The 12,714-nt window shown below is 54.6% G+C and carries 13 protein-coding genes; 10 read left to right on the forward strand and 3 right to left on the reverse strand.

Going from position 1 to position 12,714, the window contains the following annotated elements:
- Positions 1-74 precede the first annotated feature (74 nt).
- The gene (locus F3J30_RS22535; protein ID WP_247650476.1) at positions 75-704 is read right to left on the reverse strand and encodes a hypothetical protein; all 630 of its coding nucleotides are present in this window, start codon (positions 702-704) and stop codon (positions 75-77) included.
- 1 nt (position 705) lies between these two features.
- On the opposite strand from F3J30_RS22535, the gene F3J30_RS00560 reads away from it, so the two are divergent.
- Entirely contained in the window at positions 706-1,083 is a 378-nt protein-coding gene (locus F3J30_RS00560; protein ID WP_166715276.1) for a hypothetical protein, read from the forward strand.
- Positions 1,084-1,253: 170 nt separating this feature from the next.
- Here F3J30_RS00560 and ftrA read toward each other — a convergent pair whose 3' ends face one another.
- Positions 1,254-2,261: a transcriptional regulator FtrA gene (gene ftrA / locus F3J30_RS00565; RefSeq protein WP_166715277.1), complete on the reverse strand. Its 1,008-nt coding sequence runs from the start codon at positions 2,259-2,261 to the stop codon at positions 1,254-1,256.
- A 73-nt stretch (positions 2,262-2,334) separates the two neighbouring features.
- On the opposite strand from ftrA, the gene F3J30_RS00570 reads away from it, so the two are divergent.
- From F3J30_RS00570 to zinT, 8 genes are all read left to right on the forward strand, one after another.
- Positions 2,335-2,748, forward strand: coding sequence for a rhodanese-like domain-containing protein (locus F3J30_RS00570; RefSeq protein ID WP_166715278.1), 414 nt, complete (start codon positions 2,335-2,337; stop codon positions 2,746-2,748).
- Positions 2,749-2,905: 157 nt separating this feature from the next.
- Positions 2,906-4,009, forward strand: a complete 1,104-nt coding sequence (locus tag F3J30_RS00575; protein ID WP_166715279.1) for a cobalamin-independent methionine synthase II family protein — start codon at positions 2,906-2,908, stop codon at positions 4,007-4,009.
- A gap of 202 nt (positions 4,010-4,211) precedes the next feature.
- Entirely contained in the window at positions 4,212-5,483 is a 1,272-nt protein-coding gene (urtA, locus tag F3J30_RS00580) for an urea ABC transporter substrate-binding protein (RefSeq protein ID WP_014070264.1), read from the forward strand.
- A 24-nt stretch (positions 5,484-5,507) separates the two neighbouring features.
- Positions 5,508-7,082: an urea ABC transporter permease subunit UrtB gene (gene urtB, locus F3J30_RS00585; protein WP_166715280.1), complete on the forward strand. Its 1,575-nt coding sequence runs from the start codon at positions 5,508-5,510 to the stop codon at positions 7,080-7,082.
- A complete protein-coding gene (gene urtC / locus F3J30_RS00590; protein WP_166715281.1) occupies positions 7,082-8,155 on the forward strand; it encodes an urea ABC transporter permease subunit UrtC in 1,074 nt (357 codons plus the stop codon). The genes urtB and urtC overlap by 1 nt, the downstream gene beginning before the upstream one ends.
- Positions 8,155-8,952 carry an urea ABC transporter ATP-binding protein UrtD gene (urtD, locus tag F3J30_RS00595; protein ID WP_166715282.1) on the forward strand — a complete coding sequence of 266 codons (798 nt, stop codon included), beginning with the start codon at positions 8,155-8,157 and terminating at the stop codon, positions 8,950-8,952. The genes urtC and urtD overlap by 1 nt, the downstream gene beginning before the upstream one ends.
- Before the next feature lie 9 nt (positions 8,953-8,961).
- Entirely contained in the window at positions 8,962-9,660 is a 699-nt protein-coding gene (gene urtE, locus F3J30_RS00600; protein ID WP_166715283.1) for an urea ABC transporter ATP-binding subunit UrtE, read from the forward strand.
- A 52-nt stretch (positions 9,661-9,712) separates the two neighbouring features.
- On the forward strand, positions 9,713-10,354 hold the full coding sequence (gene zinT / locus F3J30_RS00605; protein WP_014070269.1) for a metal-binding protein ZinT: 642 nt from the start codon (positions 9,713-9,715) through the stop codon (positions 10,352-10,354).
- A 45-nt stretch (positions 10,355-10,399) separates the two neighbouring features.
- Here the strand turns inward: zinT and ydeE are convergent, their stop codons facing one another.
- Entirely contained in the window at positions 10,400-11,593 is a 1,194-nt protein-coding gene (gene ydeE, locus F3J30_RS00610) for an efflux MFS transporter YdeE (RefSeq protein WP_166715284.1), read from the reverse strand.
- 191 nt (positions 11,594-11,784) lie between these two features.
- Between ydeE and eamA the strand changes: the two genes are divergently transcribed.
- Positions 11,785-12,684 carry an O-acetylserine/cysteine exporter gene (eamA, locus tag F3J30_RS00615; RefSeq protein ID WP_166715285.1) on the forward strand — a complete coding sequence of 300 codons (900 nt, stop codon included), beginning with the start codon at positions 11,785-11,787 and terminating at the stop codon, positions 12,682-12,684.
- Positions 12,685-12,714 lie beyond the last annotated feature (30 nt).

Here is a 12,714-nt window from a genome sequence, read left to right on the forward strand (position 1 = left end):
TTCAAATTCACGCAAAGGGATTGTCAGTTTCTGTGGTAACCGGAAATAAAACAGGGGCATAACGCCCCTGTATATTAATTACGCTGGTCTTGCGGCACTAATGGTTTCTTACCGTCTTTTGGCGGGTGTTTGCCGTCATTATGCTGTGGGCGTTTCCCGTCGTGTTGTGGTTTATCGCCACGATGCTGAGACTTATCGCCATTCATATTGTGTTGCGATTCTTTACTCTTATGCTGAGGTTGCTTGCCGTCACGAGGAGGTTGTTTTTGATTGTGCTCAGCCGGCTGCTTTTCAAACGGCACGGGTGGCTTATTATCCGCAAACGCGTAAGACGACAGGCCCAGCGCGATGACCGCAGTAAGTGTGGCGATTTTTTTCATTTTAAAGTTTCCTTTCTCTTTTGTTTGACGATGCAGATTTGAGCATTGAAAAATGGAGGAAATGTGGATGTGTCCTGAGATTAGGAATCGGCCTGGATATTTGGAAAATTCCCAGAGAGGGCGGGAAATAATCCGAAAAATATACCTGGTATGATTCTGGATATAGGCGGTTAATTGAACAACAGCGTCGACAGAATCTGGCATGGCGGCCTGGTGACAATATAAATCTAAAAACCAGCCATTTTTGGTAAATAAAGATAACTGTGAGTTCAGGATAAATCTTATATAATGGCTTTTTTGTGGCTTAGGAATGGGATCTTCCAAAATGAAAAAATTACTCTCTGTGGCTATTGCAGTCATCGCTGTAGCGGCAACAGCGTGTGTCAGTTATGCCTATAATAACAAACCTGATTTTATGGAATCTGCCGAATCCCGAGTGGGTTCATATCTGACTAGCGACTACGGCAAAGTGTCCTGCACCAGCATCCAGATTGACGATAAGCGCTGGGAGCTGGATTGCCTGAATCAAAAACGCGGAAAAAGCTTCCAGTTTGCGGTCTATTCGGCTGAACAGGCCCCTTACGATGTATCACGCTCTTTTTATCTTGAAGCCATCAACGACGATGCAAAACAGAGCGCAAATCAGGGGTTGATGAAGTATCTGCAAATCAATACCAAAGACGCGGAAGCCACCCAGTCCTGATCGTTAAACAGGTTCATTGCGTTGTTTAGCATTTGTTGAGACGACCCGTGATAGGGTGATCGCAGTACACAACCCGTCATGGAATGGCGAGGATGTTGATACCTAAATACAAATCTATCCATGCAAGCATTTACCGCCATTCAATGGCGGTTTTTTTTGCCTGTCCGCCATCAGGGCCGTTCAGATGAAAGGGCGAACTGTTTGCGATACTGCGCCGGTGAAAGTGCGAAATGCTGGCGGAAATGGTGGCGCAACGTAGCCGCTTGTCCAAACCCGGTTTGTTCGGCAATGCTGTCGATGCTTAAGCGGCTGTTTTCCAGATAATCTTTCGCCCGCAGCAGTCTTTCGTTCAGCAACCAGCGCGTGGGTGTTGTGCCCGTTGCGTCCTTAAAGCGGCGCAGAAAGGTGCGCTGGCTCATGCCCACGCGCCGGGAGAGGGAATCGACGCTGTGTGGCTGCGCCAGATGCTGATGAAGAAAATCAAACAACTGCCCAAAACGCTGGCTTTCCCGCAGTTGCGCCACCGGGCGGCTTAACTGCTGTGTCTGCGAGCCATCCCGATGAGGTGGAATAACAAGACGGCGGGCAACGCGATTCGCCGCTTCCATGCCGAAATCCCGGCGGACCACGTGCAGGCATAAATCAATGCCCGCCGCGCTGCCGGCGGAGGTCAGAATATCCCCCTCATCCTGATATAGCACGTCTTCAATCACGTCGATGTCCGGAAAACGCGTTTTAAGCGTCTCAATATAGCGCCAGTGGGTTGTGGCGCGACGTCCGTCGAGTAATCCAGCGGCGGCCAGCACGAACACCCCGGAGCAGATAGACATCACCTGGCAGCCCCGAGCGCTGGCCTGACGCAGCGCGTCGCACAGGGCCTCCGGCACCGGTGAGTCTATTCCTCGCCAGCCCGGTACCACGATCAGGTCGGCGTGTTCCAGCAAACGGAGATCGCCGTCGGCCAGAATGCGGATCCCGCCCGTCGCCCGAAGCTCACCCTCATCAACCGCCGCCACGGCAAAACGATACCAGTCGTCACCCATTTCAGGGCGCGGAAGCCCGAAAACTTCAACCGCTACGCCAAACTCAAAAGTACACAGCCCGTCATAGGCCAGCACGACAACCTGCGGCGGGGAAAGCTGTCTTAACGTTGTCATCTTTTTGCGGTTTTCTGGCATGAGCGGACGCATTCAGTAGGTGAATTTGTGGATAGAGTAGTGTTAACACAAACGCCATAGAGGAGAAAGGTTCATGAGTTATGTTACGGAATTTCCGGCTGCCGAGCCACAGGAGGCCGTTGCCCATTTTCTGCGCCGCCTGAGCGTGGAAACCGACTGCGCCGATGTGCATTACGCCATGACCAATAACGATCAGGATTTTGTTTTGCTGCACGTGGTGGGTAAACCCGAGCAGTTTGCCTGTCGTCATGTTCCGGGCGCCGTTCATCTGCCCTGGAGTCAGATCACGGCGGAGCGCATGGCGCAGTGGCCAGAAGACACGGTCTTTGTGGTCTATTGTGCCGGACCGCACTGTAACGGTGCCGACAGAGCTGCGCTGAAGCTCGCCCGTCTGGGGTTGCCGGTAAAAATCATGCTCGGCGGGATCACCGGCTGGCAGGATGAAAACTTCGACTTCTCCGGGCAAATTTCATCCGTACCTGGCTGAAGATGAATTTTTTTCAACACATGTGAAATTTTCTCGTTTGTCGTGACGCGGTGGGTATGACATCTTTTTTGGACATTTAGACATCCAGAAGTCTAAAGGTTCAAGAGATGAATTATCACTGTTGGCAATTATCTGCCGACAGAAACAGGAGATTTCCATGCAGCGACAACACGCCCCGTACCGCGCCGATGTAGTAGGCAGTTTTTTACGCCCGGATGCCATCAAACAGGCTCGTCTGAAATTTGCCAGCGGTGAGATTGATGCCGGTCAGCTTCGCGCTGTTGAGAACGAGGCTATCCGCCATGTTGTCGAACAGCAGTGTGCCTGCGGCCTGCATGTGGTCACCGACGGGGAGTTTCGTCGCGCCTGGTGGCATTTCGATTTCTTCGACGGGTTGCAGGGCGTTGAGCGTTATGATTCTCAGCAGGGGATCCAGTTCAACGGGGTTCAGACCAAAGCCCACGGCGTGCGTGTCACCGGCAAGCTGGGCTTTGGCGACCATCCAATGCTGGCTGATTTCCGCTACCTGAAGAGCATCAGCGGAAATGCGCAGCCGAAGATGACCATTCCAAGCCCAAGCGTGCTGCATTTCCGTGGCGGTCGCAAAGATATCGACGCAACGGTCTACCCGGATCTGGATGCCTATTTTGACGACCTGGCGACCACCTGGCGCGATGCGATCCAGGCGTTCTATGCCGCAGGTTGTCGCTATCTGCAACTGGATGACACCGTCTGGGCGTATCTCTGCTCTGACGATCAGCGTCGTCAGATCCGCGAGCGTGGGGATGATGCTGACGATCTGGCGCGTATCTATGCCCGCGTGCTGAATAAAGCGCTGGAAGGAAAACCAGACGACCTGACCATCGGCCTGCATGTTTGTCGCGGTAATTTCCGTTCAACCTGGATTTCTGAAGGCGGTTACGAGCCGGTGGCTGAAGTGCTGTTTGGTACGGTCAACGTCGATGCCTTCTTCCTGGAGTATGATAACGACCGCAGTGGTGACTTTGCGCCATTACGTTTTATCCGTCCGGGTAAACAGCAGGTGGTACTGGGGCTTATCACCACCAAAAATGGCGAGCTGGAAAACCCGCAGGGCGTGAAGGCGCGTCTGGAAGAGGCGGCAAAATATGTCGCGAAAGAGCAGATTTGCTTAAGCCCGCAGTGCGGTTTTGCCTCCACTGAAGAGGGCAACACCCTGAGCGAAACCCAACAGTGGGACAAAGTGCGCCTGGTGACGCAAATCGCCAGCGAAGTCTGGTAATACTTCTGGCACAGCGCTGCATTATTAAAGTGCAGCGCTGTACCATTCTGAGTCGTTTTCCCCTCCGCCCGTCATTCCGGCCCCGAAAATCCACGTTTTTCATTCTGGCATCCTTTTTGCTCCTCCTAAGCTGACACATGTTTATTTTCTGCGTCCACGCGGTAACGGACGTTAGCACAGCTTTCTTTTCAGGAGTGAAAATATGCACCGTCGTACCTTTGTAAAAGCTTTTGCACTGTCGGCCTCTGTGGTCGCTATGGGAATGAGTTTTGGTGTACAGGCTGCGGATACCATCAAAGTGGGGATCATGCACTCGTTGTCCGGCACGATGGCTATCTCTGAAACGCCCCTGAAAGATGTTGCCCTGATGACGATCGATGAGATCAACGCGAAAGGTGGCGTACTGGGTAAAAAGCTTGAGCCCGTGGTGGTCGACCCGGCGTCTAACTGGCCGCTGTTCGCGGAAAAAGCCCGTCAGCTGTTGAGTCAGGATAAGGTGGCGGTGGTGTTTGGCTGCTGGACATCGGTATCACGTAAATCCGTATTGCCGGTCTTTGAAGAGCTGAACGGTTTATTGTTCTATCCGGTGCAATATGAAGGCGAAGAGATGTCGCCAAACGTCTTCTATACCGGGGCGGCGCCAAACCAGCAGGCTATCCCGGCGGTGGAATATCTGATGAGTGAAGACGGCGGCAGTGCCAAACGCTTCTTCCTGCTAGGCACCGATTATGTTTATCCGCGCACCACCAACAAAATCCTGCGCGCGTTCCTGCACTCGAAAGGGGTTCAGGATAAAGATATCGAAGAGGTATACACCCCGTTCGGCCACTCTGATTACCAGACCATCGTCGCCAATATCAAGAAATTCTCTGCGGGCGGCAAAACGGCTGTGGTTTCCACCATTAACGGCGATTCCAACGTTCCGTTCTATAAAGAGCTGGCAAACCAGGGCCTGAAAGCGACCGATGTGCCGGTGGTGGCGTTCTCCGTCGGTGAAGAAGAACTGCGCGGCATCGATACCAAACCGCTGGTGGGTAACCTTGCGGCGTGGAACTATTTTGAGTCCGTTGATAACCCAACCAACCAGGCCTTTGTGGCGGATTACAAAGCCTACGCCAAAGCGCACAAGTTGCCTAACGCCGATACCGTCGTCACCAACGATCCGATGGAAGCCACCTACGTGGGGATCCACATGTGGGCGCAGGCAGTAGAAAAAGCCGGCACCACCGATGTGGATAAAGTCCGTGCGGCGATGGCGGGGCAATCTTACAAAGCACCATCCGGTTTTACGCTGACCATGGATGCCACCAACCACCATCTGCATAAGCCGGTCATGATTGGCGAAATTGAAGGTAACGGGCAGTTTAACGTGGTCTGGCAGACGGAACAGCCTGTACGCGCCCAGCCGTGGAGTCCGTTCATTGCCGGTAATGACAAAAAACCCGATCAGCCAATGAAAACGGCCAGCAACTAAGTCATTGTCAAAGGGAGAAAAGCCATGAATATCATGCGCGTTATTGTCGCTGTTGTATGGCTTACCGGACTGCTGCCAGGGATGGCGCAGGCATCGGATGCTGATGATTTTGTTGCCGCCAACCGCAGCCAGCAGGCTGCGATGCTGGAACAGTGGGCAGCCTCGCCGCAAACGGCCCGGCTGCCGCTGTTGCAGGCGCTACAAAAAGAAAATCTCTATCTGGATAGTCAAAAACATGCGTTTACCCGCAGCAACGGTGCGATGGTCCCTTTGGGAGAAGCAACGGTCGCTGAAGGGCAGCCAAAAGCAGTACGTCTGACTAACCGCCTGCGGGTTCTGGCGGCCACGGCGCTGGCCACGCATCAGCTTGTGAGTGACAGTGTCACGCAAAGGCGTGATGCCGCAAGACAACTCCAGCGTGACGCACAGCCCGATATGCTCGATTTCCTGCAAAAGCGGGCGAGCAGTGAAACGGATGATGTTGCGCGCCAGGCGCTGTTGCTGGCGCTGGCGAATCTGCAACTGACCAGCCCACAGGCCGACGTGCGCCTCAAGGCAGTGGCGCTTTTGGGGCAGTCTGACGATCCGGATGTTCAGGCAAAACTGACGCCATTTGCTCAGGCGCAAACGGAACCGGACGTCAGAGTGCGTGCTGCCGCAGAAGAGAGCCTGAATCACATTAAACACCGCCTGATGTGGGGCGATCTACTCGGCCAGGCCTTTATGGGGCTGTCGCTGGGTTCCGTACTGCTGCTGGCTGCGCTGGGGCTGGCCATCACCTATGGATTACTGGGCGTTATCAACATGGCGCACGGCGAGATGTTGATGCTGGGAGCGTATGCCACCTGGATGGTGCAACAGGCCATGGCAGAATTTACCCCGCAGTGGCTGGCGCTGTATCCGGTGGTGGCGCTGCCGGTGGCCTTTATGCTGACTGCCAGCGTTGGCATGGTGCTCGAACGCGCCGTTATCCGCCATCTGTATGGCCGCCCACTGGAAACCCTGCTGGCAACCTGGGGGATCAGCCTGATGATTATCCAGCTGGTGAGGATGACGTTTGGCGCGCAAAACCTCGAAGTGGCAAACCCGGCCTGGCTCTCTGGCGGGGTGCAGGTTTTTGCCAACCTGACGCTGCCGTGGAACCGCATTGTGGTGCTCGGTTTTGTGCTGCTGGTGCTGTTCTTTACCTGGCTTACCCTGAATAAAACCCGTCTGGGGCTGAACGTGCGTGCGGTAACGCAAAACCGCAGCATGGCGGCTTGTTGCGGCGTGCCAACCGGGCGCATCGATATGCTGGCCTTTGGGCTGGGGTCGGGCATTGCCGGTCTGGGCGGTGTGGCGTTATCACAGCTGGGCAATGTGGGGCCTGAACTGGGCCAGGGTTACATCATCGACTCGTTCCTGGTGGTGGTACTTGGCGGTGTCGGCCAGTTGGCCGGGAGCGTGGCGGCGGCCTTTGGTCTTGGGATTTTCAATAAAATCCTTGAACCGCAGATGGGCGCTGTTCTTGGCAAAATCCTGATCCTGGTGGCCATCATTCTGTTCATTCAAAAGCGTCCGCAGGGGCTGTTTGCACTCAAAGGGAGGGTTATTGACTGATGAGCCAGCCACTTACCTTAACGCTGGCGCGTAAAGCGCCGCGTACCACGCAAATTCTCGGCAGCCTGCTGGTGACACTGCTGCTGGTGTTGCCTTTTCTGGCGCTGTTACCCGCCACGCACCCACTGGCGTTATCAACCTGGATGCTCACCCTGATAGGCAAAATTCTCTGTTACGCCATTGTGGCCGTCGCACTGGATCTGGTATGGGGCTACGCGGGGATGCTGTCGTTAGGGCATGGCATTTTCTTCGCGCTGGGCGGTTATGCGATGGGGATGTACCTGATGCGCCAGGCGGCAGGTGATGGGCTGCCCGCGTTTATGTCGTTTCTCTCATGGAGCGAGCTGCCCTGGTTCTGGTGGGGTACCCAGCATTTTGCCTGGGCGTTAGTGTTAATTGTGATGATCCCCGGTCTGCTGGCGCTGGTGTTCGGCTGGTTTGCGTTTCGCTCAAAGATTAAAGGGGTCTATTTCTCGATCATGACCCAGGCGCTGACCTACGCAGGCATGTTGCTGTTCTTTCGTAATGAGACCGGCTTTGGCGGCAACAACGGCTTTACGGGGTTTACAACGCTGCTCGGCTTTTCGGTCACCGCGACGTCCACGCGGATTGCGCTGTTCCTGGCCACCGTTGTGCTGCTGTTGCTGACGCTGGGTATCGGTTTTGCGCTGGCGAAAAGCAAATTTGGTCGCATTCTGACCGCCGTGCGTGATGCAGAGAACCGCCTGACGTTCTGCGGCTACGAACCACGTGGTTTTAAGCTGCTGGTGTGGACGTTGTCCGCCGTGCTGTGCGGCCTGGCGGGGGCGTTGTATGTCCCGCAGGTGGGTATTATCAACCCGGGCGAAATGTCGCCCACCAACTCGATTGAAGCCGCTATCTGGGTGGCGCTGGGGGGCCGTGGCACGTTGGTCGGCCCGGTTGTTGGCGCTGCGCTGGTCAACGGCGCAAAAAGCATCTTCACTGTGGCAATGCCGGAGTACTGGCAGCTGTTTCTGGGGCTGATTTTTATCGCCGTCACCCTGTTTTTACCGCGCGGTGTCTACGGCCTGTTTCGTAAGGGAGAGAAATAATGCAGCCAGCCGAAGGACTCTTTACCCGCCAGTTGCCCGGCGATCGCTACCGCGACCAGACCGACCCGGTGCTGCAACTTGAGGCCATTAACGTCAATTTCGACGGGTTTCAGGCGCTGACCAACCTGTCGTTAAACATCGGCGTGGGCGAATTACGTTGTGTGATTGGCCCCAATGGCGCCGGTAAAACCACCCTTATGGACGTCATCACCGGCAAGACCCGGCCGCAAAGCGGGCGGGCGGTGTACGACCAGTCAATCGATCTCACTGCGTTGGATCCTGCGGCGATCGCCCGTCAGGGCATTGGCAGAAAATTCCAGAAACCCACGGTATTTGAAGCGCTGACGGTATGGGAAAACCTGGAACTGGCTATGAAGTGTGATAAATCCGTGTGGGCTAGCCTGCGGGCAAAGCTCAGCGGTGAACAGGCTGACCGTATCGACGAGATGCTGGTGCTGTTACGTCTGAGCAGCGAGCGTGACAGGCGCGCCGGGCTGCTTTCCCACGGGCAGAAACAGTTTCTGGAAATCGGCATGTTGTTGGTGCAAGACCCGCATTTATTGCTGCTCGACGAGCCTGCCGCCGGGATGACGGATGCCGAAACCGAATACACAGCGGAGCTGTTCAGGACGCTGGCGGGTAAACATTCGCTGATGGTGGTTGAGCACGATATGGGATTTGTTGAAACCATTGCCGATCACGTGACGGTGCTGCACCAGGGACGGGTGCTGGCGGAAGGCTCGCTTCGCGAGGTGCAGGCCAACGAGCAGGTGATTGAAGTGTATCTGGGACGCTAAGGAGCATTGATGTTACAGGTCAACGAACTGAATCAGTATTACGGCGGAAGCCATATTCTGCGCGGCGTGAGCTTTGAAGCGATTACGGGAGAAGTCACCTGCCTTTTAGGCCGCAACGGCGTGGGGAAAACCACGTTGCTGAAATGTCTGATGGGGCTGATTCCGGCCAAAACGGGCGAGGTGCTGTGGCAGGGGAAGAAAATCACGCACAGCAAACCCCATCAGCGCGTGCAGTCAGGCGTGGCGTATGTACCGCAGGGGCGGGAGATCTTCCCGCGTTTAACCGTTGAAGAAAACCTGCTTCTGGGCTTATCGCGCTTTTCTGCGCGCGAGGCGAAAAACGTCCCTGAGGAGATCTGGCAGCTCTTTCCGGTGCTCAAAGAGATGAAACACCGCCGGGGTGGCGATCTTTCCGGTGGCCAACAGCAGCAGCTGGCTATTGGCCGTGCGCTGGCAAGCCGCCCGCAGCTGCTTATTCTGGATGAGCCAACCGAAGGCATTCAGCCATCGGTGATAAAAGAGATTGGCCAGGTGATCCGCCAGCTGGCTGACCGGGGTGATATGGCTATTTTGCTGGTTGAGCAATTTTACGATTTTGCCGCTGAACTGGCCGACAGCTATTTGCTGATGTCGCGCGGCACCATCATTCAGCGTGGTCGTGGCGAAAATATGGAGCAGGAAGGCGTTCGCGGACTGGTTGCGATTTGAAATGTTATATTATAACATCCACATTCTTATAAAACGGAGTGAGGGTATTGTTTTGTCTGCACATATTGGAAAATTTGCGATGACTCTGGGGGCGCTGCTGGTCAGCGGCCAGCTTTTTGCTCATTCACATGGTCACCAGATGACGGAAGCTGAACAGAAGGCGGCGAACGGCGTTTTTGCTGACAAAGATGTGAAGGACCGAAAACTGTCCGACTGGGACGGCACCTGGCAGTCTGTCTATCCGTTCCTGCTGGACGGCTCGTTGGATCCGGTCTTCAAACAGAAAGCCGCGAAGGATAAAAGTAAAACGTTCGACCAGGTCAAAGCGTATTACCGCACGGGCTACGCCACGGATGTCGACAGCATCGGCATTGAAAATAACGTCATGGAATTCCACAAAGGCAGAGAGGTCAGCAGCTGTCACTACGACTACAGCGGCTACAAAATCCTGACATACGCCTCAGGTAAGAAAGGTGTTCGCTATCTGTTTGAGTGTAAGGATGCCAGCAGCAGTGCGCCGAAGTTTGTTCAGTTCAGCGACCACATCATCGGGCCAAAAGCGTCCTCTCATTTCCATATCTTTATGGGCAACACCTCTCACGAGGCGCTGCTGAAAGAGATGGATAACTGGCCAACCTATTATCCTAACGAGATGTACAAAGATCAGGTGGTAGACGAGATGTTGCACCACTGATGTTTTATTGCCGGGTGGCGGCTTCGCCTTACCCGGCCTACAAAGTTACGCGACTTTTGGCGTATCGCACCACGCTTTCACGCTCATCCCGCGCAGGATCATCAGCCAGGCCACCACAATCGCCGCCATCATAATGGCAAACAGTGACCAGTGCGGCAGATGGCTCAGAATGATACCGGTGATCATCGGGTTTGCCGCAGCACCCAGCCAGCCCAGCGCCTGCGCAGAGAAATAGCTCGCTTTCATTCCCGGAGGGGCAATGTTATCGATGAGCATGTATTCACCAGGTGCATAAATAATCTCACCCAGCGTAAAGATCCCTGCGGCGATCCCCCAGTAAACAAGGTTCTCGCCAGAGAACATGAACCCGCCGAGACCGAGTACAAAAAAGAGCGTGCCAACCGCCATTAAGGGGCGAATGTTCGCCGCGGACAGCTTGCGCCCGATGGCATATTGCAGCGTCACTACCACGGCGGCATTCACCGGTAACACCACTGCAACCACATTCTGCGCAAAATCGCTGTCGGCATTAGCGGCCAGCACGTACTGAGAGATACAGGTGGCGAATGAACCGCCCACGTAGGAGGCGAGTAGACCGGAAAGCGTATACCACATCAGCGCCCGGTCTTTCAGCAGGATCGAGGGTTGCCACGGGGTGGTCTCCTGCGGCGTGTCAGACGCAATGCTTTTCTGGACGTAAAACTGAATAAAGACCAGCGGCAGCGCGGCGCAAATGGCGGCCAGCCAGAACGGCAGTTGCAGGCTGTACATTACAAGCCAGGTACCAATCGGCGGCCCGACCGTCCAGCCGATGTTGAGAAAACTGTAGTTCAGCGAGAAAACACGGGCCTTTTCGCTCGATGTCAGCACATCGGCAAACCAGGCTTTCAGCACCGTTGAGAATACCGAGTAGGCGCAGTTGATAAGTGAAAAGAACAGCACCACCAGGGTGACGTTATCCACCAGCGGGATCGCCACAAAGCCCACAATAAAGGCCGTAATGGAGATCAACATGTAGCGTTTCTTATCGAATTTATCCGCCAGGATGCCAAATCCCATGCTGAACACCACGCCGATAGTCAGCGCCACGGTCAGTGCATAACCGATATTCTCTACGCTCATGTTATACATACGCGTCAGATAGATGGTCATAAATGGCAGCGTTGCCCCACGACCGATGGTTAATAACAATGACGATGCCAACAGCGCTGCGGTTGAGCGCCTGAGAGATGGTTTCATATTCCTGCCCGACATTAGCTTATGATTTATTGTTGTGTCTTATCAGGATTATCACGCCATAAGGGGCTTGTATAGCACCTAATTTATCCGTAAGTGCTTCCACTGACTGCCAGAATTAATGATCTTTTCCTCCGTGCATTTTTTCGTTACCTTGAATCTGTTTACAAAAATTTAATAATCAGGGGCAGGGTATGACGCGTAAAGACGGGCTACTGGCGTTGCTGGTAGTGGTAGTGTGGGGGCTAAATTTCGTCGTAATCAAAGTCGGTTTGCACAACATGCCGCCATTAATGCTGGCGGGGTTGCGCTTTCTGCTGGTGGCCTTCCCGGCAATCTTCTTTGTTGCCCGTCCTAAAATCCCGTTCACCTTGTTGCTGGGTTACGGCCTGACCATCAGCTTTGGTCAGTTCGCCTTTCTGTTTTGCGCCATCAAATTCGGGATGCCCGCCGGACTGGCATCGCTGGTACTCCAGGCACAGGCCTTCTTCACCATTATTCTGGGCGCCTTTGTCTTTGGCGAACGGTTGCAGGCCAAGCAGCTGGCGGGGATTACCCTTGCCGTATTTGGTGTACTGGTGCTGGTTGAGGCCAGCCTGAACGGGCAGCATGTGGCGTTGCTTGGTTTTATGCTGACCCTGGCGGCGGGGCTGAGCTGGGCCTGCGGTAATATTTTCAACAAGCTGATTATGCAGCACGAGGCGCGCCCGCCGGTGATGTCGCTGGTGGTCTGGAGTGCGATGATCCCTGTCATTCCGTTTATGGTGGCATCAGCTATTTTTGATGGCCCGGCCGTCATGCTGGACAGCCTGGTGAATATCGACCTGACCACGATTTTATCGCTGGTTTATCTGGCCTTTGTGGCCACCATCATTGGCTACGGTATCTGGGGATCATTACTAGGCCGCTATGAAACCTGGCGCGTGGCGCCGCTTTCTTTGCTGGTTCCGGTCGTTGGTATTGCCAGCGCCGCGGTATTGTTGGGGGAGAAACTCAGCGCGTTGCAGTTGCTTGGCGCGGTGCTGATTATGGCCGGACTGTATATCAACGTGTTTGGCTTGCGCTTGCGTCGGGCGACGCAGGTGAGAAATTAAGACAAAAAAAAGCCCCGCATCAGCGGGGCA

This window comes from Enterobacter sp. Tr-810, assembly GCF_011752765.1.
GTDB lineage: Bacteria > Pseudomonadota > Gammaproteobacteria > Enterobacterales > Enterobacteriaceae > Enterobacter > Enterobacter soli.

Coding starts and splice junctions, on each gene's coding strand:
- F3J30_RS00560 (WP_166715276.1), top strand. CDS start 706: ATGAAAAAATTACTCTCTGTGGCTATTGCAGTCATCGCTGTAGCGGCA.
- ftrA (WP_166715277.1), bottom strand. CDS start 2,261: ATGCCAGAAAACCGCAAAAAGATGACAACGTTAAGACAGCTTTCCCCG.
- F3J30_RS00570 (WP_166715278.1), top strand. CDS start 2,335: ATGAGTTATGTTACGGAATTTCCGGCTGCCGAGCCACAGGAGGCCGTT.
- F3J30_RS00575 (WP_166715279.1), top strand. CDS start 2,906: ATGCAGCGACAACACGCCCCGTACCGCGCCGATGTAGTAGGCAGTTTT.
- urtA (WP_014070264.1), top strand. CDS start 4,212: ATGCACCGTCGTACCTTTGTAAAAGCTTTTGCACTGTCGGCCTCTGTG.
- urtB (WP_166715280.1), top strand. CDS start 5,508: ATGAATATCATGCGCGTTATTGTCGCTGTTGTATGGCTTACCGGACTG.
- urtC (WP_166715281.1), top strand. CDS start 7,082: ATGAGCCAGCCACTTACCTTAACGCTGGCGCGTAAAGCGCCGCGTACC.
- urtD (WP_166715282.1), top strand. CDS start 8,155: ATGCAGCCAGCCGAAGGACTCTTTACCCGCCAGTTGCCCGGCGATCGC.
- urtE (WP_166715283.1), top strand. CDS start 8,962: ATGTTACAGGTCAACGAACTGAATCAGTATTACGGCGGAAGCCATATT.
- ydeE (WP_166715284.1), bottom strand. CDS start 11,593: ATGAAACCATCTCTCAGGCGCTCAACCGCAGCGCTGTTGGCATCGTCA.
- eamA (WP_166715285.1), top strand. CDS start 11,785: ATGACGCGTAAAGACGGGCTACTGGCGTTGCTGGTAGTGGTAGTGTGG.